The following is a 25400-nucleotide window of genomic DNA, read 5'->3' on the forward strand; positions in this document are numbered from 1 at the left end:
CATAGTGTTTACTATCTTAACTACTTTTATTACAACTATTTATTCTGTACTCTTCGTTATTTTTCTCTATGAAAGTATTATTTAAATTACTATAAATACGGTTTAGTTTCCTACACTATATTTCTTTTTAGCAAATAATGGACGATACATATCTAGTAACTTAATTACCTTCAATATATCATCCTTATATTATCCTTTTAACTTTATTTTTTTAGCTTAATTTTTTTCTACCAACAATTATTGTTAATACAAATGGAACTACTATTGCTACGACCATTGCTACAGCAAACATTAACATATGTTGTGGTTGGATTGAAAGTATTCCTGGAATTCCTCCAATACCTATTGCATTTGCCATTACTCCAGTTCCTACTGAAATAACAGCTGCTATACCAGATCCTATCATTCCACAAACAAATGGGAATCCGTATTTTAAGTTAACACCAAATATTGCAGGCTCTGTTACTCCTAAGTATGCTGAAATACATGCTGGTATTGAAACTTGTTTTTCTTCTTCATTTTTTCTTTGTAAGTATATCATTGCAAGTACCGCTGAACCTTGTGCTATATTTGATAGCGCAATCATTGGCCATAATAATGTACCACCAACTTGTGACATTAATTGAAGGTCAATTGCATTTGTCATATGATGTAAACCAGTAATAACTAATGGTGCATAAACAAATCCAAATATACCTGCAAATAACCAACTGAATGATGATGTTAAACCTGAATATACTACTGTTGATATAATATCTCCAATTTTCCAGCCTATAGGTCCAAGTACTGTATGTGCAATTAGTACTGCTGGTACTAATGCAAAGAATGGTACTATTATCATAGAAATAGCTGCTGGTGATATTTTTCTAAAGAATTTCTCTAAGTAAACTAATACAAACCCTGCTAAAATTGCTGGAATAACTTGTGCTTGATAACCAATCATATTAACTTTAGCAAATCCAAAATCCCAGAATGGAATATCAGCTCCACCAGATACTGCATAAGCATTTAAAAGTTGTGGTGATACTAATGTAATACCTAATACTATACCAAGTATTTGAGTAGTTCCCATCTTCTTAGTTATAGCCCATACTATACCTACAGGTAAGAAGTGGAATATTGCTTCACCTATTAACCATAAGAAACTATAAGTTCCTGCCCAAAATTGTGATATTTCAATTAAAGTTTTTGTACCATTTTCAAAAAACTTTACATCACCAATAATATTTCTAAATCCTAATATAAGACCACCAACTATAATTGCTGGAATAAGTGGTGAAAATATTTCTGCTAAATTTGCCATAAGTCTTTGAATAAAAGTCATATTTGATTTTGCTGCATCTTTAGCACTATCTTTACTTACACCTTCAATTCCTGAAACTTTTACGAAATCATTATAAAAATCAGTTACTGTATTTCCTATTATTACTTGGAATTGACCAGCCTGAATAAAAGTTCCCTTTACACATTTTAACGCTTCTATTTTTTCTTTATCTGCTATACTTGTATCTTTTAATACAAATCTCATACGAGTTACGCAATGTGTAACGGCACTAATATTATCTTTTCCACCTACATATTGCAATAACGCCTTTGAATCATCGATATATTTTCCCATCGTTTTGCCTCCTAATTTCAAACATGTACGTACATCTTACGTTATATTTAAATAATAACTTGTACGTATATGTTTGTCAACACCCTTTGAAATAGTTTTCACTAGTAATTTTATCCTTTTAAAACATAAGCCCCAAGCGGAAGGGATATTTTCCCTTACACTTGAGGCATATAATCATTAATCTATTTTTTCAATATAATTACAATTTACATAAATATGGTTAAGAAAAACTAGTAATCTTTCATAAAGTGGATTTACCTTATCTCCAAACTTTACTTCTAAGCACTCTCCAATTTCCTTAACAGTTTTAACTCCATCAATTTGTGTAAATACTTCACTACTAATTTCATCAAGGGTAATTTCCTTATATAAAGGAATTTTAAATTTTAACTTTCTGAAAAACTTTTGAATCTTATGATCCTGTTTTTCAAGTACTGTAACTATTCCATTATCATCAATTTTATAGTTAAGATTATCGCAAATTCTAAATTTTAAATTTAGAATTTCTTCATTATCTTTCATTCTTTTTCACCTTTGACATCATAATTGGAATTGTAGTAGCTATAACTAAAACAATTAATAATAGTATTCCCATCATATTGCTAGCAGCAAATCCACTTGGAACTCTTGGTTTTATTAATCCTGTTACTTGTAATATAATTCCTACTAGTCCTATGATAGAACCTCCTGCAACAAGTCCTGATGAAAGACTTATTCCATTTGCAACTTTTACTTCTTTATCCTCTTCACTCTTACTCATCTTCTCAACAAACACACGTATTAATGCTCCAACTAAAATAATAGTTGTTGTTGATATAGGTAAATAGAAACCTATTGCAATTGTCATTATTGGTAAATTTAATAAGAATAAAAATAACGCCATTACAACACCAACTATAATCATTGGCCAAGGTAAATTACCTGACATTATACCAGATGTTAATGTAGACATTAAATTTGCTTGTGGTAAAGCAAATGGTGCATCTGCTCCAGTAATTCTTAATTGACTAGAAAGCACTAATATTGTTCCTGTAGTAACAATAACACCTACTATACTTGCTATTGCAAAATAGTTTTGCATTTCTTTTTTACTTCCACCTATAACATAAGTTACTTTTTGTGATTGGCTATATCCACCTGCTACTGATATTGCTACAACCATAAATGCTGCAAATAAAAGTAGTGATTTATTATCGGCTTGACCTTTCCATCCCATTATTACAAAAACTAATGTTAGTATTACTAATGATGCAATTGTCATTCCTGAAACTGGAAGGTTTGATGTTCCTATAGTTCCTGTTAAACGTCCTGCAACTATTACAAACAATAATGATAGTATTAGTGAAACAATTGCAGATACTATTGCCATTGCAATACTTTGTGAAATAAAGAATCCTGCTACAAATGCTATTACAACACCTGCTAAAAGTAGTATCATTTCACCTGAACTCTTTTCTCCATTACCATCTTTAGCTGATTTTGCTTTTAATGTTTCTTTTATAGAAACAACTATAGTTGGTATAAGTTTAAGAGCACCTATTATACCACCACAAAGCATCATACCTGCACCTATATACTTAACATAACTTCCTGTTATAGCATTTACATCCATTTGACTTATAAGAACTGTTGTATCATTCCATGCATGAGCATTACTTTGTGCCATATCTGTAAAATAACCTATTAATGGTGCAATACCAAAATTAGATAATATTGATCCAGCAAGCATAGTTAATGAAACTTCTAACCCAACTATAAATCCTATTCCTAATAAAAGTGGATTTACTTCAATAGAAAATTTCCATTTATAAAACTTACTTCCTACATATGTAATAGTATTATTTATTACATTTAAAAATGAACCTGTTAATACGTTTATGATACCACTTATTACAAAACCTATACCCATAAATTTAATAGCATCTCCGCCACCTTCAGAAGCAACTAATGTTTCTGAGATTGCCATTGATTCTGGATACATAAGTTTTCCATGTTCTTCAACAATTAAATAATTATAAACTAATGATAAAGCTCCTATTCCAAATAAAGCTCCACCTACTCCTACACTTAGCCCTTCTAGGAAAGTGAAGTCGCTTCCAATTAGAATAATAGCTGGTAAAACATATATCATACCACTAGCTATTGATTCCCCTCCACTTGACATACCTTGTGTTATATTTTTGCCAAGTATTCCTTTGTCTTTAGCAAATACACCTATAAACATTGAACCTATTATTGCCCCTGGTATACCTGCTGCTACTGTTAATCCTGATTTCATTCCTGAATAAGCAGTTGATGCTGCAAATATTACTGATAAAACTATTCCTATTATCATTACAGCAATATTAGTTCCTTTTTTTGATTTATCAGTTATATATGGAATATAATCTTTTCCATGTACACCACCGTAAGCTTCCTTAGGTAATTTGTTCTTCATATATAATCTCCTCCTTCGTTTTATTACTGCAACATAGTTAGTATAGTCATTTTATGCTATTACTGCAATATATTTAGTATATGTATTTTATTTTTTTACATTATTGGAGACTATTTTTTATTATAAATATCTCTATAATACTATTATTATATACTCTTTAATCTTCTACAATGCCCTTAACTGCAGGGCTATCTATCAAATTTCCTTTATAATCAAATCTTGATCCATGACATGGACAATCCCATGTTAACTCATCTGCATTCCAATGAAGTTCACAACCTAAATGCGCACATTTAGTTGATACAATAAATTCTTTTCCCTTTTTATCTTTATACACTCCAACCTTTTGACCTTTGTACTCAACAATTCCAGCATGCCCATTTTTAATATGCTCTATTTCACTACTTGGAATAGATATCTTTTGCGCTATAAAATTCTTAGCTGTTTCAACTAAATCATTAGCAATATTATTGATTGATAATGATAAATCAAATCTTTTTGGTGAAAATATTTCGGAGAAATTATTATCATTCCCTAATATCAAATCTGATATTATCATAGCTGATACCATAGCACTTGTCATTCCCCATTTATTAAAGCCTGTAGCAACATATATATTAGGTGTACTATCAGAATATCTTCCTATATAAGGTATACCATCAATAGTAATACAATCTTGAGCTGACCAGTGATATTTTTCTTTTGAGTTTGGATAAATTTCCTTTGCAAACTTTCTTAATTTATCATAGCTTCCTCCACCCTCATTTTCACCTGTTCTTTGACTTATGCCACCTAATAATAGTAATCCCTTATAATTTCTAAATGAATAACCTTGTTTTTCATAATCTATATACATTCCTTCAATATTATTATCTGCATTTTCTAAAGCTATAACATAAGATCTTTCTTGATGCATTTTCATAAAATAATATCCAGGTGCATTCATTATTGGATAGTGCGTAGCTATTACTATATGATTGGCTACTATATTTCCTTTATCAGTACTTACTAAGTTTTCTTCTATTTTTATTGCTCTAGTATTCTCGTAAATAACTAATTCCTTTGAAATATCCTTCAAAAACTTTAGCGGATTAAATTGTGCCTGATTATTAAATTTAATAGCCCCTTTAACATCTAATGGAATATCAATTTTTTCTATAAATTCTGCGTCTATTCCCAACTTTTTAGCTGCTTCTACTTCTTTTATTATTTTGTCAATTTCATTTAAGGAATAAATATATGCAGGAACTTTTTCAAAATCACAATCTATTTTTCTTTCTTTAATAATTTCTGCGTACTTTTTTATAGCAAGTTCATTGGCATATGCATACTGCTTAGCTTTTTCCTCTCCAAACTCTTCAATTAATGTATTGTAAATTAAATCATGTTGTGATGTTATCTTTGCAGTGGTATTTCTTGTATTTCCGCTTGCAATCTTAGATTTATCAATTAATACTACCTCTCTACCACTTTGCTTTAAAAAATATCCTATTAGTATTCCTGTTATTCCTGCTCCAATAATTAAAACATCAGTTTTTATATCACCCTTTAGTTCTTCTCTTTTATCAAATTCACAACTTTCATCCCATATTGATTTCATCAAATCACCTCCATTATATTATTTCACATTTATAAATCTGTATGCAGCTATATAAAAATAAGCATAATAGCATTTACTATTTTAAATATTTTTCATAATACTTCCTTTTAAATAACTTTACTGAATGTTTACCTCATATATATTGATTTAAGAATATTAATTCATGATTTTATTCGACTAAATATGATAAAACTTGTTATTTTAAAGCTTTTTACTTAGTTTTTATTTAATTAAATATTTCAAGTTTTACCATATTAAAACTCCTTATCCAGACTTATATCAAGCAAATACGACAAATTATATTAATTTTTCTATTTTATTATTCTTTTATTAAGTTTTATTAGCATATTTCAATGAATTTTACACACTTATTGCGTTATGCTATACTTCCTTTTGGTTAGCTAACCAAATTTAAATTGTATATCAAAAGTAAGGAGGTGGGGTTGGTGAAAGAAAAAAACTCTATATATTAATAGCAGTTTTAACATCTATTACTTTCTTTACTATTGGAATTCTACATATTAAAGGTCAAAATCTTAAATTAAATAATGAGAATCTTCTTTTATCTAATAAGTATCAAGAGTATAAAAATGCTTCAGAGGAAAAGTTTAACAGATTAAATTCTGATTTATTTAATAAAGAAGAAGAAATATTATGTGTTATTTAATTGCTGGAACTTTAACTACAAGTGTAGTAGTATCAGTACTTAATAGTGATAATATGGATAAGCTTACAAACGCTTTAGAGATTACTAAAAATAAGATTACTCAATATGAAAGTAATGAAGAATATTTAGTAAGCAAATATGGAGAAATCAAAGCCAATGCTGAAGCTGAAATCGCTAAGGCTAACTCAATAATCGAAGAGAAAAACACTGAAATTGAAACTCTAACAATTCAAATATCAGAAAAAGAAGAGGAAATTGCTAATTTAAAAGAATAATTAAAAGATAATACTTCAAATATAAAAGATTTAAATGATAAAATAAAGGAATTAGAAGCTGAAAAAGCTGAATTAGAAAGTGAAATAGACGTATTAAAAGAAGCAACTACTGCAGAAATAGATAAAGCTAATCAATATATTGCAGACACTTTAGAAACTGTTAATGAAATTAATGCTGATGCTACGCCTTTAACAAGTAAAGAGTTAGAAAATATTACTGGTAAATTAGATTCTTCAGTTGTTGATACTTCTATTCCTACTGTTAAAAATTTAAAAGTGTATTTTTATTTTATAAAGACCATACTCAAGTAACCTTTGAATTACCTGAAACTATAGATTTACCAATGAGTAAAAAAGGAAACATTGTGATAAAGCTTACTGATGAAAATGGAAAGGTTACAAGAAATGATAAAACTTGGGATGGATACTTAAATGACTCAAATGGTAATAAATACGGACAAGGTATTTGGTATGAAAATAATGAAGCATTTTTATTAGAAAAATATAATTCACTTAAAACTGAAGCTGAAGAAATGATTAAGAAAGCTAATATAATTATTCTGGATAAAAATCAAAAAATTAAAGATCTTGAAGATAAAATATTAGAACTTAATGATATCAAAATCAATACAGATACTATTGAATTAGAGGAACCTGATACAGGAACTCTTACTCAAGAGAATATTGATAGTGAAATAAATATTGAAAAAAACATTGATAGTGAAGTAAATAATTAAGAAGATATTAGTGTTGAAACAAATAGTATTGAAGATACTTCTATAGATAATATAGAAAATTTTGATACAGATGTTAACTAAATAAAGCAATTAAAAATCTCCTACTTATTTAAACTTATTAGTAGGAGATTTTTTATATTATATTATTATTAAAATAATAATATAATATTTATTTTCATAATTAATTCAATCCTAAAACTATTTAATGCTTAATTAATTTAAGTATTAACATTTCTCTTAAAAGTATAATATGTTCCTCCAAAGTAGCATATATAGACAACAAGCATTAAAGTAACTCCAAAGATTACACTTAAAACGAATGTTCCATCTCCAACAAAAACTGTAATTATATTTTTATAAAACAAATAATAATTATATATAAATATTGCAACACCAATCATTGCTATAGAAATAGGAACTATAAAATATATTGAAATTTGCTTTAAAATAATCTTACTTATTTCTTTATCCTCAATGCCTAGCCTTTTAAGCACATTAAATCTATCTTTATGCTCAATAGATTCAGAAAGTTGGCTAAGAGATAAAATAGTTAAACTTATCATTAATAAAACTACTCCTAAATATATACCAAGAATTCTCATAGCTAAAGTTGTAATTAAAATATTATTAGTTTCTAGTGATTTAATTCTTGTATCAATTACTCTATATGTTATATCTCGCTCATTACTATACTTTTTTACAAATTCAGAATTATTTTTTCTAAACCACTCATTTATATAGTTATTTTGAAATTCACTAGCATCTTCATAACTCATTTCATTATTAATATTAACAATAAAATTAGCTTCTGAAAAATCAAGTTTATTACATACTTCATCAGGTAAAATCATAATACTATTTGAATATGGACTATAAAAACCTTCTCCAATAGATTCTTTGTAATTTGATTTTTCACTTATTTTCAAAGTTTCACCATTTATATTTAAAGTAGAATTTCCTTTAATATAATTATTTATTTCTTCATCAGTAACTACACTATACCATTGAGTTGTAAACTCATTTTCATTTAGTTCAATTTCTTCATTTCCTAACATACTTCTTAATTTATTAAAATCACTTAAGCTTATTGCTGAAATTAATCCACTATTTTCATCTGTTTTTATACTATATTTCTCTACCTTACAATAACTCTCTACATCGTATCCTTTATTCATTAAGTTATTTAAAACTTCACTATAATCTAATTTAGGTAGTTCTTTACTATCATTTATATTAGCTTGTTCTAAAAATACTGTACTATAGTTATTTCTTATATCTATATCATAAGGAACTCTCATATCTAAATATCCAAGTGCCCACTGAGCCATTACAATAGTTATTATAAAACTTATCATAGCACCTAAAAAAGTCATTGATATTGTAGCCATTAATATGGGTGCCGTCTTTATTTTTGATACTATTGATCCTATGAAAAATAAATTTGTTCCTTCATATTTAAAATTAATCCACTTATTTTTTATATAAATAATTATATAAGCTATTGAATAAAATAATGCATAAGTTCCTATTATAAAGGTAATTAGAGATATTCCTATATTCATCAATGATTTTATACTATAATCACTTTTTGTGTTTATTAATTTAAAAGTACAATAACCACAAATAGTATATAAAATTATTGATACTATAAATATTACAGTATATATTTTGCCACTTCTTTTAAATTGGAACTCAACTTGTTTGTGTGCATTTAGCATATCTATAAGCTTGATCTTTCTTAAAACTATAATATTATACAAGCCTATTATACAAAACATAGCTATAAAAAATATAAATGTAATTCCTACTGTATCTATATATAATCTTAAACTAAATACTATTTTTTGCTTTGCACTTATTAATACTAAGGCTGTAATTGCTTGTGAAAATAAAGTTCCAACAAATATTCCTGTAATTATAGCTAAAACTCCAATTACAAGAGTTTCAATAAAAAACATTAATGCCACACTTTTTTGCTCTGCTCCAAGCAATATATACGTTGCAAACTCTCTTTGACGTCTTCTTATCATATATTTGTTCACATAAGCTACTAACAAAATAAGAATTGCTGTAATTACATAAGTTGAATACTGTAATATTAATTTTAAAGCTCTAAAGTTATAAGATTCCTCAGTAATCAATTCATAACTTGAACTAGAAAGAGAGGTAATTGCATAAAACAAACTTACACATATTGTTATAGTTATAAAATAAATTAAATAATCTTTTATAGATTTTTTTGCATTACTTTTGGCTAACTTAGCGTACATCCCTAACATCACCACCTAATAATGCTACTACATCTAATATTTTATTAAAAAATTGCCTTCGCGTATTTTCACCTCTTACTAATTCTGTAAATATCTTTCCATCTTTAATAAATAATATCCTATTACAATAGCTGGCAGTAAAAGAATCATGGGTTACCATTAATATTGTTGCATCTAAATCCTTATTCAGATTTGATATCATCTCTATTAACATTTGAGCTGATTTTGAATCTAAGGCTCCTGTAGGTTCATCAGCTAAAATAAGTTTAGGATTAGTTACTAATGCCCTTGCACATGCTGTTCTTTGTTTTTGTCCTCCTGATACCTCATAAGGATATTTTGAAAGTAAATCTTCTATTCCTAGTTTCTTAGCCACACCTAATACTTTACTATCTATATAATCTTTTTTAGTTTTATTTATTGTTAATGCTAAAGCTATATTTTCATGAATAGTTAATGTATCTAACAAATTAAAATCTTGAAATATAAATCCTAAATTTTCTCTTCTGAACTTTGCTATATTCTTTTGATTTATTTCTGTTAAGTCATTTCCATCTAAATAAATATTACCTGAACTAACATCATCAATTGTTGCTATCATATTTAGCAATGTTGTCTTACCTGATCCTGATGGCCCCATTACTCCTACAAATTCACCTTTTTTCACCGTAAAACTTATATCATCAATCGCTTTAACTATATTTCCTTTATTTCCATAGTATTTTTCAATATTTTTTATTTTTAATACTTCATTCATTATTATCACCTCAAAGATATTTTAACTTATATATCACACTGTAGATTCGATTTAATATTACTTTTAGGTGACAATGTTGTAACATTACTAAATTAGAACTTACAAAAGCTTCCCATAGGAAAAGTAATACTGACTTTTGTATAACTATTTATTTCTGATTCTATATCTATTAACAATCCTAATTTATTACATAATTTTCTGCATAAATATAATCCAATCCCTGTAGATTTACTATTTAATCGACCTGTACTTCCTGTAAATCCTTTTTCAAATACCCTCTCTAATTCATCTAAAGGTATTCCAATACCATTATCTTCAACTATCAATTTAATCCCATTTTTTATATCTCTTACATATATCTTAACTATTGGATCATTGTTATTTCTGTATTTTATAGCATTTACTATTACCTGATTTAAAATAAATTCAAGCCATTTGCTATCGCTATAAACATTTTTATCTAAATTATATATTTCAACATCTATATTATTCAAAATAAATATTTGCTTATTTTTTATTATGACCTTATTTATACATTCTCCTAATGACATCTCCCTTATTAAATAGTCTTTTTCTACCTCTTCACTTCTAGCATAAAATAAAGCTTGTTCAACATATCTATCTATGTTCTCAAGTTCTTGTAATACAAATCTTGAAGTACTTGTCTTATTATTTTCTTCTATAAGTTTTATAGATGCTATTGGAGTTTTTACTTCATGTATCCACTGTTCAATATACTCTTTATACTCTTTTCTACTATTTTTAATAGAATTTATTTCTTCTCTCATGGACTTACTAGCTTTCTTTAACAAATCATAATATGGCTCTGCTTCTAAATAGATTGGTTTATCAATAACTTCACTTATTAAGTATTTTTTATCCAAATTATCTACAGTTTTTGAAAGTTCATTGTAAAATTCTTTTCTACTTTTATATTGAAAAAATAAATAAACTCCTACTACTATAGTCCATACAAACGCTACTATCTTTAAAATGTCTATAGTATTTCCTACACTAAAAAGAAAAATTAATAAAATTATTAATCCAATAAAATTTACAAATATAACTGAAAATCTACTTTTAATAAAATCACCTAAGCTCATACTAGATATCCTTGTCCTCTTTTCGTTTTAATATAATCCTTCACCCCAAGCTCTTCAATTTTACTTCTTATTCTTCCAATATTAACTGTAAGAGTATTATCATTTACAAACATTGAACTATCCCAAAGATATTCCATAATATCTACTCTAGAAACTATCTTCCCTCTATTGTTTAATAAATAATGTAATATTTTAAGCTCATTTTTTGTAAGCTCCTGAAACTTTCCATTATACTCCACAGTACTTGCTAAAATATTTACCTTAACTCCATTATGTTCAATAACCTCTGTAATTCCTTCATTAGGATATGATCTTTTAATAAGAGAGTTTATTCTAGCCAATAAAATTTGAGTATTATAAGGCTTAGTTATAAAATCATCTCCACCTAATGTTATTCCCATTAACTCATCTATATTAGTATCTCTGCTTGTTATAAATATAATTGGAACATTTGAAAAGCTTCTTATTTCAGTGCAAATTTTAAACCCATCACTTTCTGGTAAATTTATATCTAATAATATAAGACTTGGTTTATTTTCTTTTACTAAATAGGGAATATTACTAAAGTCCTTTGGCTTAATAATTGAATATCCATTTCTAATCATTATATTTCCTATTTCATTTTGTAATTGCTCATTATCATCGATTATCATTATAGTATACATATCTAATAATTCCTTACTCTAGATTATTCTTAATATAGATTATACAAACATTTTCCATTTGCATATAGCAATTTTTATATAAATTTAATACTCTCCATAGATTTCTTCTATTTCTTTTAAATATGGAATTGATGGCTGAGCACCTTTTCTTTGAACTGATATTGATGATACTTTATTTCCAAAATTCACTGCCTTTATTAAAGTTTCTTTATTAATATTTTTAAAATCTAACTTCGAACTTAAACCTCCAATAAAACTATCTCCTGCTGCAGTTGTATCTATAGATTTTACCTTATATGCTAGTACCAATTCACAGAAATCTTTTCCTATTACTGCCGCCCCCTTATCTCCCAAGGTAATTATTACAAACTTAACTCCTTTTTCTAAAAATATTTGCCCTGCTCTATTTGCATCTTCCAAAGTTTCAACGGTAACTCCTGTTAATACTTCTGCCTCTGTTTCATTAGGAACTATAATATCTGTTACCTTTAAAAGTTCTTCATTTATTTCCTTTGCTGGAGCTGGATTTAATATTGTTACCTTTCCAAATTCCTTAGCTCTTTTAAATGCCTTTAAAGTCATTTCTTCAGCTGTTTCAAATTGAGCTATTAAAATATCAGATTCTTTAATTTTCTCTAATGAAGATTCAATTTCATATTCATCAATTGTCATATTGGCTCCTGATACAACTATTATTGAATTATTTCCATTTTCATTAACCATAATAAAAGCCATTCCTGTTGCTTCTTTTTTATCTTCAAAAACGTATTTCACATCTATATTATCTTCTTGTAGTTTATTCTTAAGAATTTGTCCATTTTCATCTTTTCCTATTTTAGCTATCATAGAAACTTCAGCTCCGCATCTTTTAGCTGCAACAGCTTGATTTGCCCCTTTTCCTCCTGCTATCTTTTCAAATGATTGTGATAAAATAGTTTCTCCTACCCTTGGTATATCATTAACTTTTACAACTAAATCCATATTAATACTTCCAAGTACACATATTTTATTCATAAATTCATCTCCTACTTCTACAACTCTATTTAAATTATTAAATCCTTTAAGTATATAATACACTTTTAATAAAAGTTATTTAATAACTTTTATTAAAGATTTCTTTTATGATTTTTCATAAATAAAAAAAAGATATTTATAAGTTACTAAGATTTACTTAAAAATACCTTTTTTAATAGTTAAATTATTTTAGCAATAATTTAATATCCTCTTCTATTTTTAGTGGTTTAACTGTAGGTGCATATCTCTTAACTACATTCCCTTCTGAATCAATTAAAAACTTTGTAAAATTCCATTTAATTTCTTTATTTAATAAACCCTTTTTCTCATTTTTCAAAAACTTATATAATGGATGTGCATTTTCTCCATTTACATCAATTTTTTGGAACATAGTAAAAGTAACTCCGTAATTTAATGAACAAAACTCTTGTATCTCCTCATTACTTCCTTTATCCTGATTAGCAAATTGATTGCATGGAAATCCTAAAATCTCTAATCCCTGTTCTTTATATTTTTTATTTAACTCTTCTAATTCAATAAATTGAGGAGTTAATCCACATTTACTTGCAGTATTAACTACTAATACTACCTTTCCCTCAAAGCTATCCATCTTTATATCTTGTCCATTCATCTTTTTAGCTGAAAAATCATAAAATTTCATATTCTTTACTTCCTCTCTTCAATAATTTTGTTAAATTTAATTTTATTCAATTAATTTGTTTTTAATAATAGACTTTGATATTTACACGTTTAATTATAAAAAGCTAAAAAATAATTAATTATAATCTCCTTCTAATTAAACGTATAAAACAAATTCTTATTTAAATTCCATTAATAATTTATCTAACATTTTTTTTAACTGTATTGCATCTTCAACATTACTACCTAACCTACAATACATTTGCTCTGGAACATCTATAATTTTATCCTTTAACTCTCTTCCTTTTTCACTTACTTCAACAATAACAACTCTATCATCATTCTTATCTCTATACTTAATTATTAACCCCATTAACTGTAACTTTTTTAATACAGGCGTAAGTGTTCCTGAGTCTAAATGAAGTTTTTGTCCCATTTCTTTTACTGTTATTCTTTCATATTCCCATACTACTAACATTGCAATATATTGAGTATATGTAAGCCCATACTTATCTAATAATGGCTTATAAATTTTGATTACTTCTCTTGAAGCAGCATATAATGAAAAACATAATTGGTTATCTAATTTTATTTTTTCATATTTATCCATAACTGACTCCTTTTGATTTTTTGCAATTTAATTTAATTCAATTAATTATGTTATGATTATATTTATAAAAAATATTTTTGTCAATCTTTTTATATCCATCTTTCAATATTAATTTTTCTTGAAGCTAACTCTAAAGCTTTGTTAATATTTTAGTCGTTAAGATAATATTTTCATCACATTTAATATTAATAATCATTATACTTAACGACTAAAATCAAAACCTTACTCTTTAATAATTATATTTTTTATAATAATTCTTCTACACAGGCTATACCTATAGCCCCTGGTCCAATATGACAACTAACACTTAGTGATAATGGATATAGCTGAATATCATAGTTTGGAAACGCTTCTTTCAACTCATCTTTCCACTCTATCCCTATTTCTTCATTACCTGTATATGCTGCATATATTCTCATATTTGAATTACCTGCAAACCTATTTTTAATATCATCAGCTATTGCTTCCTTCATAGCTCTCTTAGCCTGCTTCATTCCTCTAACCTTTTTAAATGCATCTAATTTTTCACCTTGAATTTGTAGAACTGGCTTAATATTTAATACTTTTGCAAAAGAAGCAACTGCTGGTGTAAGTCTTCCACCTTTTTTAAGGTAATCTAATGTATCAGGTACTATATAAATGCTAGCCTGATATTGTCTATCTTCCAATATTTCTTTTATTTCTTTAGCTGATTTACCTTTCTTAACAAGATTTATTGCATCTTTAACTGATTGTAATTGAGTTACAGATATTCTTCTATTATTAACAACAAATACCTTTCCTTCATACTCCTCTGCTAACATTACTGCTGTTTCATAAGTTCCACTTAGTGAACTAGACATAGGAATATATATTATGTACTCTTTCTCTTTAAGAACTTCATCCCAAGTTTTCATTACATCTCCTGGTGATGGTTGTGATGTATTCACATCTAAATTATCCTCTAAAAATTTATAGAATTCTTTTTGATTTAATGTTAATCCTTCATAATAAAGTTCTCCATTTATGTAAAAAGGCATAGGGATAACAGTTACTCCCCACTCATTAGCTTCCTTTGGTGTTATTCCACTATTACTGTCTGTTACAATTCCAATACTATTACACATATCTTTTCCTCTCTTAACTATTTACTCTAGTACATATTTTATATTTAACACTAATATTATTCAACCAAAATAATTTTAATAATATAGTTTTTATACCTCTTCATTAATAAATAAAAAAATTTTCTCATAGGAAAAGAAAGTATTCTATCTCCTATGAGAAAACTATATTATATTACTTTTTCTTTTTTGTTACTAAATATACTCCACTTCCAATAACTATAACTGCTACAGCTATAGTTACTCCATAGAATACACCTTGTCCTGTTTTTGGTAAATCATTTTTATTTTCTTCAGTTATCTTATCATCATTAGTAACACCATTATTACTATTATCTGATGAATCAGGATCTTCCGGATTTACTGGTACTTCTGGTTTATTTGAATTATCAGTATTTCCATTATCTCCTAGGTTTCCAGAATCTGAATCACCAGTTCCTATATCTCCAGAACCTGAGTCATCTGTTCCTGCATCTCCATTATTTCCGTTATCATCATTACTTCCATTATTGCCATTATTTCCGCTATCTCCTGATGTAGCATCATTTATTACTATATCTGGTATTGTAATAACATTTCCTTTATTATCTTCTGTCAATTCAATAGTAACTTCAGAACCTGTTACTTCATTGCCAGTTGCTGAATTAACTTGCTTTAATACATACTTTCCTGCCTCTTCTAACTCTGCATAAATTTCTCCCTCTTCATTACTTTCTAAAGTAGAAATATATATAAGATTTTCAGAATCAGCTCTAAACCATCTCTTCTTAACTTCAATTTTATATAAATTGAACTTCTCACCTGCAACTACTTTTCCTTCACTATTTGTTATAGTAGCTTTAAATTTATATGCTTTTGATACTCCATCTGAATCACTTGAATCATCTGATTTCTCAACAACTAAAGTAATTTCTTTTTCACTTACATTTCCAAATCTATCTGTGGCTATAGCAGTTATAATATAAGTTCCTGGAGTAGTTAAATCATAATCTCCTGTTATTTCAACAGTAATAGGTCTTCCTAAATAATCAACTGCAGTTATATACTCATTTAAATCAACATTATTTCCAGCAGAAATAGTTAATTTATCACTATCACTATTATTAACAGTTATTACTGGATTAGTTGCATTATCTTCTGCTATATCTTCAACAATTACCGTTGTTTCTAAAGAAGAAATATCTCCTTCTGTATCAGCTACACTATATGTAATAGCATAAGATCCAACTATTTTAGTATTAACCTTTCCTTCAACAGTAACATTGTCAGTAGAAATTACGCCATCTTCTTCGTCAGTAACTTCAATATAACTTTTTGCATCAAAAGTATCACCCTTAGATATAACAATCTTTCCATCAACTATTGAAGACGAATTTTTTAAACTAATTACCGGTAATGAATTTATAGTTAGTTTATCCTCACTTAAATTAGCCATATCAATACCACTAACTTGTTTATTTGTGTCATTTACTACATAACTATAAGAAATTCCATCACTATTCACACTAGCATCAATAGAGTATGCTGAACTTCCACTTGAAGTTTTAGAAACTTCTATTTCACATATATCTAATGTTCCACCAACTTTATTTAAAGCATCATTTGAAACAATAAAAATTTCCATACTCTTTTTATCACTACCCATTTTTACATGAGTTTTTACATCATTTGAATCAGAACTTACAATCCAATTAATGCTATCCTCTACAAATTTAACATTTCCATTAATTTCTAAGTTTATTTGTAATGATTTTATTACTGGCGTAAAATTACTTAATGCTATTTTTACTTTATCTCTGCTTATCTTCTCAACATTTAACTCTACAGAAGGGTTACTAACTTTATTATTATCTGCAGAACTATTTTTTGAATATGCAAATACACTTATAAAAAGTGTAAATATAATTACTAGAGGTATAATTTTCTTATTTATTTTTTTCTTAGCGTTTCTTCTCTCAGATCTCTTTTGGTAAATCTCCTTTTGCATAACAATCCTCCTTACAGCGCATTATTTCTTATTATCTACCTTCTGTAATCTTGTTAATTGTAGATTCTTTAATTTCAATTGCTTTAATATTGTTAGAAGTTAGACTTCTAATTTTTCCAGATGTTAAGCTTATTTCTGGTAATTCATCTGGTACTGTAATTCTAAATGTATCACTTACAAGTCTTTGTCCACCTTCTAATGCATCAGCGCTATCTGTTCTGTATAATTCAGCAAATATCTCAGTATTACTTTCCATAAATTCTGCTACATATTCTGGCTCAACCCAATAAATCCAATTTCCTTCAGCTATTTCTTCTAAGTTACCATTATCAGGTACTTCTGCTAAAAGTATTCCATCATATTTATCTGCAATATGCTCTTCATTTTGATTAAGCACTAAAGGTACATTAAATGCAGGATTTCCTCTATATTCACCAGTTATAATTATTGAGCCTGCTGGAATTGATTTCTCTTCATTTTCTTCAGTTTCAATATTATCAACTTGATATACATAATCTTCTTTTAATATTCCTATACCATTTTTATAGTTGATATTATCATCAGCAACACCAATTTCAATATTGTCTCCCGGAGGTGTTATTAATTCAAGTTCTGCAGCAGATATACTCTTTGTACCTAAAGCAGTTATTTTAACATATCTTGCATTATATGAATTTAATTGATTTCCTCCAGTAACTCCTTCTTTATCAAAGTAAATAGTTGCTGTAGGATTTTCTGCTGTTAAACTTAAAGTTCCTTCCTTAGCAGTTGTCCAATTCACTCCATCCTTACTTACTTCTATCTTATACTTATTAAGGGCACTGCTAACTATAGATTCTTTCTTAAATATAAATCCAGTTGTTTCTAAAGGTGCTGTATACTTAATACCAACTAAAGTTTGCATTTCTGTAGTGTCTAATATTAAATATGGATCATTATTTGGATTCATTTCAGTACCATGAACTGAACTATTATATTCTGATTTACTTAACATTCTACCTTCATAAGCAGTAGTATTATCATCATCTAAAGCAAGTGTTAAATCTTCATTACCTTCACAAGAGTGAATATCATTATTTTCTTCATGTACACTTATAGTATTCGTAGTTAATAAAGTACTAGATTTTGCTAATCCACCTTCATGACGTATTTTAACAGTTCCTATCTCAACTTCATTAGTTGGATTTAAGTTATAGTCATATGCAATAGCTGAATATTCAACCACTCTATTATTTATATTATCAACGACATCAGTATAAACAGTTTCTTCCCCATCTTTATTTCTTACAATAAATCCACAAGGTTCACCATTTCTGTAAATTTCATATCCTAAAATATTATCATTGCTCTTATCTACAGATAAATTAATTGAAACCTTTTTATCATTAACATAAGAACCATCTGTAATTGTATTACCTTTAGAATCTGTTCCAAATTCAGCTGATAAAGTAGTTCCTGCTTCCATATCTGCAGTTCCTGCCATTCTTCTTCTTCTAGCTTCATCATTTATATATTGAATCTTTTTAGTTTCTTTAGGGAATTGAGATACATATTCTAATGTTGTAGCATTGGCTATTATTCCATGTGCTTCATAGAAATCAGTTAAATCCTTTCCTACAACTTTAGAGCTCATTCTAATTAACCATTGATCTCTATCACCATTTGCTCTTTCTTCTTCTGTCATTTCTCTATATGCTCTATTTAATTTAGCAAAATAAGAATCATCATCTAAGTTACCATCAAAACCGTTAAGTAACATCTTATAAGTGCTGTTATCTTCATATGCTAAATAAGGTTGCCATAACATATTTAATACTACACTTCTATTCGTAGATAAACCTAAAGTGTTTGAAGTAACCTTCTCATATAAAGCATTCATTGATGATGCATATGGACTATCTTCATCAAGCATAGTTGAAGTAATAGCTACCATTAAGTTATTACTTGTTTCTGGATATAATCTATCTCCAATATCCATAACATGTCCCATTTCATGCCCTATTAAAGCACCATAAAGGTGAGCTTCATTTGAATTAGTTACATTTCCTTCTGAATCAAATTTATAAGGAACACCTTGAATATAATTAGAGCTTTCAAAACCAACACCTATATGATGTCCTGATGCATATGCTGCAGCACCCATTATCATTCTTTGATATTTAATATTTAATCTAGTTGCTGGTGCCTTGTGTTTATTGAAATATGCTGTATCCTCTGTATCTACTTCTCCATTATTATTAAAGTCTTGAACTGATTCAAATACCCCTTTCTTAGCAAATCCAACTTGAACTTCTTGCTCCCAAGCTAAAAGTGCATTATAAACTCTTTCTACTTGAGCTTCTTCATTACCAACTAAACCTTCTTCAATACCTTTTAATATCTCTGATGCTGGTAAAGTTAAAGTAAATCTATCTCCTTCAATATCAGTAGTGTTTAAAGGTGATGTTTTTTCATCATAAAGATATATATTATTTTCCTTATCTGTATCACTAACCTCTGTTGGATAAAGACTCTTAATATCTGTCATATATGCTTTTAACTCTGATATATATGTTCTTATTCTATCTTTAACTTCATTTTCTTTAGATTCATCATTTATTAAGTTATTAACATCTAAATGCGGAATATCTGTAACTCCACTTAAACGTATTTGTATATCTGCACTAGTGCTACCAGATGTCACCCTTGCCATTACTTGCCCACCTTTTTCTACATCAGCAGCTATAATTGATGGAATAGTAATTTCAGTTCTACCTGGTTTTATAGTAACAGTTCCTCCTTGATATGAACCTGGAAGACCATAGTTTTGAAGGAATGTTATTTGAACTCTTGTATTTGGATCACTTGATCCCATATATACAACAATTTGTTTTGATGTACCATCTTCATCAACACTTGGTCTTGCAACACTTCCTAATGATTGCCAATCATTTTGCATTCCTAAAGATGGACCAGTACCACCACTTCTAATACTTGCATCTAACTTAGTTATTTTTTCTGATACTTGTTTATCATCAAATAATTTCTGTGCTACCTCTAATTCTGCTTCTAAAACAGACTTATCTGGATGATACTCATTACTTATAGGATCCGGTGTATTTAATCTATTAGCTAAATCATCTAAAGTATCTTGAGTTACATCATCTTTAAGCACAAGTCTTAAATCATCAGTATATAAACCTTTTATATCATCAGCCAAACTATCATATTCATAAAATCTAATTTCAGACATTGTTTGTACACTTCCACCATATCCTGATGTATCTACCTTAATCTTCTTTGCAGTTATTGGTTCTGATAGCTTTACAGTGTAATATTTATGTCCATTAGAAACCTTTGATTGGAATGATGTTGGGTAAACTACATTTTGATTTCCTTCCTCATCCCAGTAAGTAACCTTAACTTTATATAAAGACATATTATATCCTTGCTCTAATGTCTCTGCAAAAGCTATTGACCCTATTGTATAACTATCATCAAATGTAATTTCTGAACCTCTATTAGCTCCATAACTAGCCCCTGTATCCCAGTCATTAACCTTCCATGAAGTAGTAAAATCTCCATCTACTAATGCATATTCTGAGTCGTATTTTAAAGCTGAATCGCTAGTTGCCCATCCATCAGCATCTAACTTGTTACGTACATCAATAATATGAGTTGTACCTATTTCATTTTCATCTGTTGGTCTATTGATAAGCTTATACTCTGACATAACTGGTGGATTAACAGATGTAGTACTAGCTATATATGTACTAGACATCTTACTAGTTCCTAAGTGATTAGTTGCAGTTACTCTTACTTCATAAGTTGTATTATCTTCAAGATTATTTATTGTATAGCTGTGACTTTTCACTAATTTACTCTTATCTGGATTAGTTACATCAGTGCTATCTTCAGTTACCTTTTTATTATTATCGTTAGCCTTTATCCAACTTTTATCTGTATCTCCTACTTTTCTATAGTAAATATCAAATTCCCTAGCTTGAGAATGTTCTTCCCAACTTACAGTAAATGATTTATATCCTTGAACTGTTGTTAAGTTTCTTGGTGGTTCTGGTGATTGTATTGGAACAACTTGTATTTCTGATACCGTTCCTTTATATCCATCATAATAACTTTGAATTATGTTGTAGTTTTCATCTACATTATCAGGTTTTCCATCAAAAGCTGATGGATTTTCGCTTTCACCTTGGTATCCACTGCTCCATTCTCCATTTAATGATTGAATACTAACTCTATATATATCATAAGGCTTAATGTCTTTATCCAATATATTTAAACTTGTTTTATTTGTTTGAAGTTTTTTAGTACTCTTAACATTTCCATTTGAATCAAGCTTTTGATATGTAACTTCATATGCAGTTACATTAGGCTGTGCATCCCATGTTAAAGTTATTCTTTCATCATGTAAATTTGTTGATGTTTCAACTGTTTTTATTTGAGGAATATTCATTTCTGGCTCTGGAATTTCTTTATAAACATTATTTAAAAACTCTATTTTAGCTATTTCAGAAATCTTTTTGTTACCTCTATTTCCTGTTACATTAATAGAAATCTTCTTAACAGCTACTTGTTTTCCAAGGTCTATTACTAAATCTCCAGATTCTGCACTTCTAAAAGTTGCCACTCCTGCACCTTCATTAGGGAAACTTATTGTTTCAACATTTCCATTTTCATCTTCATAAGTTATAGTTCCTGTACTTGGAAGTGCTGCCTCTCCATTACTTGAATATTCAGGTTCCTTAAGCACTATTTGTTCCATTTCTACAGCTTCATTACTTCTTAAACCTGTAGATAAATCTATACCGATAACTAATGGTGATTCTTCACTTGGTGCTTCTCCATCAACCTTAGTCATTGTAACTGACTTATTATTGTCTACAAATATATCTCTTATATCTGTTCCTTCTTCTAACTTTAAATTACTATCATCAATAGTAATTTTGTTTAAATCTAATATTGCATCAGTATCAACTATTTCTACATTACCTCTAGTTGAACCTATATTTTCATTAACATAAGTTAAATCCGTAACATTAACTTTTCCATCTTTATTAATATCATATTTTGAATTAGATGATCCTATATTTTCAAATACTAAATTATAATCACCCATATCTATTTTTCCATCGCCATTAACGTCTCCAGCTAAAAATACTCCATTATACTTTAAAGCTTCATTATAACTAGTTCCTAAAATGACTCTCTTTGAAAAATCTTTTATTTCTATATTATCTACTGTAGTATCTATGTAACTTTCTGATTTAATTTCAGCACTATATGTTCCAAGCTCTAACTTTTCAATTATAATATGTAAGAAGTAAATATCATTTTCTCCATCTTCTAATGGCTGCTTCTTTGAATTTAACTTTTCAATTCTATATGTTACTCCATTATCTAAAGTTCCTTCTTCAGTTGATAGATCAGATATTTGCCCAATATTTTGATTTTCCTTAAATAAGTTAATATTTATTGAATCAGTATTAATTATTGGCATAGCAAAATTAATATCAAATTCTAATTTCCCATAACTTTTTATTTCTTCAGAACTAGTAGCTTTACTTTGACTCTCTTTCTCATTTACATTAATTTCATCTATATTATTAGATTGTTCATCCTCTACACTTAAACTACTTTCAACATCACTATTCTCTAAATTATCATCAGAGGCTATATTACTTTCCTCAGATGTTTGTCCATTATTTTGAGTTAATGATTCTTCAGAATCTGAATCATCAACACTTTCATTAGAATATTGATTTTCTTCACTATTATTTTCATTAAGATTATTATCGCTAGAATTATCACTCTCTACAGTGGTATTATTGTTTTCTATTTTATCAGTATCCTCAACAATTACCTCCGTTGAATTATTAATGTGTTCATTAACATTAATAGAATCATCTACTTTAGTAGTTGAGTTCATGGCTTCCACTGATATAGTAGTTAAATTTGTTGTTGCCAATGCTGTCGCAATAGTACATGACACTATTTTTTTCATTTACACCCTCTCCTTGTTTTAATAAAATTTAGCTAATATAACTTAATATTTTACATTTTACCTTATTATTGAATATTTTAAAACCCTATTTTTAAATGATTTGATTAGTAAAATTAAAATTAATATTAAAATTTTTCAAGAAAAATTCTCTTTTTATTAATTATTCTTTAAAGTATTTAAAATTAATACATTTTCTAGTTGCTCCACTGATTTAGGTCTTGATAAATAATATCCTTGTCCATATTTATATCCATAATTAATAACCGTTTGTAATTGTTGCTTCGTTTCAATTCCTTCCATAATTGCATGAGCATTACTAATTTCTACAATTTTATTTATTGCCTCTAAAAAAATCTTTACTCTTTCATCATTATATATATTATCTATTAGAAATTTATCAACCTTTAAATAGTCAAAGTTTATATTAGATAAAAGTAAAATATTAGCTGTCCCCACTCCAAAGTCATCTATAGAAATTCTAACTCCGAGTTTTCTTATTTCTTTTATCACATTACAAAACTCTTCCATATTTTCTTCAATATTTTCTCTTTCTGTTAACTCTAGAACTATATAGTTAGAATTAATTTTATATTCTTTTATTTTACTTTTTAATATTTCTATAAAATCACTTCTTAATATAGTACTTTTAGATATATTTATAGACACTGGGACAATTCTTATAATTTGTAACTCCCACTGATTTATAACCATCATAACCTTATCAAGTACATAATAATCTAATAGATATATTAATTTAGCTTCCTCTAATTTTGATATAAATACATTAGCACCTATTTCTTTTCCACATTTATTCCATCTCACCAAAGATTCAACTGATATTATTTTTTGTTTTTCTAATTCAAATATTGGCTGATATACAATACTGAACTCTTCATTTAATATTCCATTCACTATGGAGTTCAAAAAATCAATATTATCTTCCATGTTTCTATTCCCCTTTTCTACTTTCTATTCCCCTTTTCTACTTTAATGAATAATATATTAAATTAATTTTACAATGTATATTTTTTAATAAAATACTTGATGATTTTATACTTTATAAAATTATCACTTCAACAATTATGTTATGAAATCACACTATTTTGTAATATTTTTCACACCTTTTGCTTATATTAAATATGTTAAAATAATAGTACTTGCTATTTAATTTATTTATAAATAAAAAGGAGGGCTTTTATGATTAATGTTGGAATTTGTGATGATGATAGTTCTATATTAAAATTTATAAAAGATACCCTAACCTCTATTTCAAAAGCTGAAAAATTAAGAATAAATATAAAATGCTTTACTACTGGAAAAGATTTAATAGACTTTTATAAAATCTCACCTCATAAATGTGATATTTTATTTTTAGATATATTACTAGACTCTGTTAATGGATTGGATTTAGCTAAGAAAATTAATACTTATAATTTTAATACTAAAATAATACTAATTAGTAATAGTAAAGATTATATTCTAGATGGATATAACGTAAATGCTACAAATTATTTGCTTAAACCTTTAAGAAAAGAAGATATTTATAAAGAATTTTTCAAAGTATTAAATTTATTAAATAAAGATATACATAATTACTTTAAATTTGTTAATAATGGCTCAGTTAACATAATTCCAATTAAAGATATTTTCTGCTTTGAAGCATTTCGTAGAAAAGTTATTATTCATCTTGATGATAAATCCCTAGAATTTTATGGTAAAATCTCAGATATTGAAAAACAAATGAAGAAATATAACTTTATAAAATGTCATAGAAGTTATATTGTTAATTTAAATAAAATAAAAAGTTTATACTCATCTGAGTTAGTACTTTTAAATAATCAAAAAATACCTATAAGTAAAAGTTATTTTTTAAATATAAAAGATTCCTTATTATCTTTTATAAATGATACATAAAAA

Annotated in this window: 18 protein-coding genes; 3 read left to right on the top strand and 15 right to left on the bottom strand. The window is 27.4% G+C overall.

Annotated features, from left to right (window positions below; genetic code table 11):
* Nucleotides 1-211: 211 nt before the first annotated feature.
* The 4 genes from treP to EJJ37_RS12795 all read right to left on the bottom strand — a co-directional run bounded on the left by treP (nt 212) and on the right by EJJ37_RS12795 (nt 5655).
* A complete protein-coding gene (gene treP, locus EJJ37_RS12780) occupies nt 212-1618 on the bottom strand; it encodes a PTS system trehalose-specific EIIBC component (RefSeq protein ID WP_133015967.1) in 1407 nt (468 codons plus the stop codon).
* A 177-nt stretch (nt 1619-1795) separates the two neighbouring features.
* Nucleotides 1796-2140 (bottom strand): PqqD family peptide modification chaperone, encoded by a 345-nt coding sequence (locus EJJ37_RS12785; RefSeq protein WP_133015968.1) that lies wholly within the window; start codon nt 2138-2140, stop codon nt 1796-1798.
* Entirely contained in the window at nt 2130-4055 is a 1926-nt protein-coding gene (locus tag EJJ37_RS12790; protein ID WP_133015969.1) for an OPT family oligopeptide transporter, read from the bottom strand. The genes EJJ37_RS12785 and EJJ37_RS12790 overlap by 11 nt, the downstream gene beginning before the upstream one ends.
* A gap of 157 nt (nt 4056-4212) precedes the next feature.
* Nucleotides 4213-5655, bottom strand: a complete 1443-nt coding sequence (locus EJJ37_RS12795; protein ID WP_133015970.1) for an FAD-dependent oxidoreductase — start codon at nt 5653-5655, stop codon at nt 4213-4215.
* A 654-nt stretch (nt 5656-6309) separates the two neighbouring features.
* Here EJJ37_RS12795 and EJJ37_RS12800 point away from each other — a divergent pair.
* Together EJJ37_RS12800 and EJJ37_RS12805 are read left to right on the top strand one after the other, a co-directional pair.
* On the top strand, nt 6310-6597 hold the full coding sequence (locus EJJ37_RS12800) for a hypothetical protein (RefSeq protein ID WP_133015971.1): 288 nt from the start codon (nt 6310-6312) through the stop codon (nt 6595-6597).
* 344 nt (nt 6598-6941) lie between these two features.
* The gene (locus EJJ37_RS12805) at nt 6942-7334 is read left to right on the top strand and encodes a hypothetical protein (RefSeq protein ID WP_133015972.1); all 393 of its coding nucleotides are present in this window, start codon (nt 6942-6944) and stop codon (nt 7332-7334) included.
* Nucleotides 7335-7552: 218 nt separating this feature from the next.
* Here the strand turns inward: EJJ37_RS12805 and EJJ37_RS12810 are convergent, their stop codons facing one another.
* The 11 genes from EJJ37_RS12810 to EJJ37_RS12860 form a co-directional block, all read right to left on the bottom strand.
* Nucleotides 7553-9604 (bottom strand): ABC transporter permease, encoded by a 2052-nt coding sequence (locus EJJ37_RS12810; protein WP_133015973.1) that lies wholly within the window; start codon nt 9602-9604, stop codon nt 7553-7555.
* Complete coding sequence (locus EJJ37_RS12815) at nt 9594-10361, bottom strand: ABC transporter ATP-binding protein (protein ID WP_133015974.1); 768 nt, start codon at nt 10359-10361, stop codon at nt 9594-9596. Before EJJ37_RS12815 ends, EJJ37_RS12810 begins: the two co-directional genes overlap by 11 nt.
* Nucleotides 10362-10453: 92 nt before the next feature.
* Nucleotides 10454-11464, bottom strand: coding sequence for a sensor histidine kinase (locus EJJ37_RS12820; protein WP_133015975.1), 1011 nt, complete (start codon nt 11462-11464; stop codon nt 10454-10456).
* Entirely contained in the window at nt 11461-12129 is a 669-nt protein-coding gene (locus EJJ37_RS12825; RefSeq protein ID WP_133015976.1) for a response regulator transcription factor, read from the bottom strand. The genes EJJ37_RS12820 and EJJ37_RS12825 overlap by 4 nt, the downstream gene beginning before the upstream one ends.
* An 84-nt stretch (nt 12130-12213) precedes the next feature.
* Nucleotides 12214-13143, bottom strand: coding sequence for a ribokinase (rbsK, locus tag EJJ37_RS12830; protein WP_133015977.1), 930 nt, complete (start codon nt 13141-13143; stop codon nt 12214-12216).
* A 184-nt stretch (nt 13144-13327) separates the two neighbouring features.
* Nucleotides 13328-13804 carry a glutathione peroxidase gene (locus EJJ37_RS12835; RefSeq protein WP_133015978.1) on the bottom strand — a complete coding sequence of 159 codons (477 nt, stop codon included), beginning with the start codon at nt 13802-13804 and terminating at the stop codon, nt 13328-13330.
* Between the two features lie 156 nt (nt 13805-13960).
* The gene (locus EJJ37_RS12840; RefSeq protein WP_133015979.1) at nt 13961-14392 is read right to left on the bottom strand and encodes a MarR family winged helix-turn-helix transcriptional regulator; all 432 of its coding nucleotides are present in this window, start codon (nt 14390-14392) and stop codon (nt 13961-13963) included.
* A 245-nt stretch (nt 14393-14637) separates the two neighbouring features.
* Nucleotides 14638-15498 (bottom strand): DegV family protein, encoded by an 861-nt coding sequence (locus tag EJJ37_RS12845; RefSeq protein WP_133015980.1) that lies wholly within the window; start codon nt 15496-15498, stop codon nt 14638-14640.
* A gap of 172 nt (nt 15499-15670) precedes the next feature.
* Nucleotides 15671-17482 (bottom strand): immunoglobulin-like domain-containing protein, encoded by a 1812-nt coding sequence (locus EJJ37_RS12850; RefSeq protein WP_133016012.1) that lies wholly within the window; start codon nt 17480-17482, stop codon nt 15671-15673.
* A 31-nt stretch (nt 17483-17513) separates the two neighbouring features.
* Nucleotides 17514-23483 carry a fibronectin type III domain-containing protein gene (locus EJJ37_RS12855; RefSeq protein ID WP_133015981.1) on the bottom strand — a complete coding sequence of 1990 codons (5970 nt, stop codon included), beginning with the start codon at nt 23481-23483 and terminating at the stop codon, nt 17514-17516.
* Between the two features lie 156 nt (nt 23484-23639).
* Entirely contained in the window at nt 23640-24428 is a 789-nt protein-coding gene (locus EJJ37_RS12860; RefSeq protein WP_133015982.1) for an EAL domain-containing protein, read from the bottom strand.
* A 252-nt stretch (nt 24429-24680) separates the two neighbouring features.
* Here EJJ37_RS12860 and EJJ37_RS12865 point away from each other — a divergent pair, with 252 nt between their 5' ends.
* Entirely contained in the window at nt 24681-25397 is a 717-nt protein-coding gene (locus tag EJJ37_RS12865; RefSeq protein ID WP_133015983.1) for a LytR/AlgR family response regulator transcription factor, read from the top strand.
* Nucleotides 25398-25400 lie beyond the last annotated feature (3 nt).

The organism is Clostridium cuniculi (genome assembly GCF_004353185.1).
In the GTDB taxonomy this organism is placed as follows: domain Bacteria; phylum Bacillota; class Clostridia; order Clostridiales; family Clostridiaceae; genus Clostridium; species Clostridium cuniculi.

Excerpts from the sequence above, each read along its gene's own strand:
- treP (WP_133015967.1), bottom strand. The coding sequence starts at position 1,618 with ATGGGAAAATATATCGATGATTCAAAGGCGTTATTGCAATATGTAGGT.
- EJJ37_RS12785 (WP_133015968.1), bottom strand. The coding sequence starts at position 2,140 with ATGAAAGATAATGAAGAAATTCTAAATTTAAAATTTAGAATTTGCGAT.
- EJJ37_RS12790 (WP_133015969.1), bottom strand. The coding sequence starts at position 4,055 with ATGAAGAACAAATTACCTAAGGAAGCTTACGGTGGTGTACATGGAAAA.
- EJJ37_RS12795 (WP_133015970.1), bottom strand. The coding sequence starts at position 5,655 with ATGAAATCAATATGGGATGAAAGTTGTGAATTTGATAAAAGAGAAGAA.
- EJJ37_RS12800 (WP_133015971.1), top strand. The coding sequence starts at position 6,310 with ATGTGTTATTTAATTGCTGGAACTTTAACTACAAGTGTAGTAGTATCA.
- EJJ37_RS12805 (WP_133015972.1), top strand. The coding sequence starts at position 6,942 with ATGAGTAAAAAAGGAAACATTGTGATAAAGCTTACTGATGAAAATGGA.
- EJJ37_RS12810 (WP_133015973.1), bottom strand. The coding sequence starts at position 9,604 with ATGTACGCTAAGTTAGCCAAAAGTAATGCAAAAAAATCTATAAAAGAT.
- EJJ37_RS12815 (WP_133015974.1), bottom strand. The coding sequence starts at position 10,361 with ATGAATGAAGTATTAAAAATAAAAAATATTGAAAAATACTATGGAAAT.
- EJJ37_RS12820 (WP_133015975.1), bottom strand. The coding sequence starts at position 11,464 with ATGAGCTTAGGTGATTTTATTAAAAGTAGATTTTCAGTTATATTTGTA.
- EJJ37_RS12825 (WP_133015976.1), bottom strand. The coding sequence starts at position 12,129 with ATGTATACTATAATGATAATCGATGATAATGAGCAATTACAAAATGAA.
- rbsK (WP_133015977.1), bottom strand. The coding sequence starts at position 13,143 with ATGAATAAAATATGTGTACTTGGAAGTATTAATATGGATTTAGTTGTA.
- EJJ37_RS12835 (WP_133015978.1), bottom strand. The coding sequence starts at position 13,804 with ATGAAATTTTATGATTTTTCAGCTAAAAAGATGAATGGACAAGATATA.
- EJJ37_RS12840 (WP_133015979.1), bottom strand. The coding sequence starts at position 14,392 with ATGGATAAATATGAAAAAATAAAATTAGATAACCAATTATGTTTTTCA.
- EJJ37_RS12845 (WP_133015980.1), bottom strand. The coding sequence starts at position 15,498 with ATGTGTAATAGTATTGGAATTGTAACAGACAGTAATAGTGGAATAACA.
- EJJ37_RS12850 (WP_133016012.1), bottom strand. The coding sequence starts at position 17,482 with ATGCAAAAGGAGATTTACCAAAAGAGATCTGAGAGAAGAAACGCTAAG.
- EJJ37_RS12855 (WP_133015981.1), bottom strand. The coding sequence starts at position 23,483 with ATGAAAAAAATAGTGTCATGTACTATTGCGACAGCATTGGCAACAACA.
- EJJ37_RS12860 (WP_133015982.1), bottom strand. The coding sequence starts at position 24,428 with ATGGAAGATAATATTGATTTTTTGAACTCCATAGTGAATGGAATATTA.
- EJJ37_RS12865 (WP_133015983.1), top strand. The coding sequence starts at position 24,681 with ATGATTAATGTTGGAATTTGTGATGATGATAGTTCTATATTAAAATTT.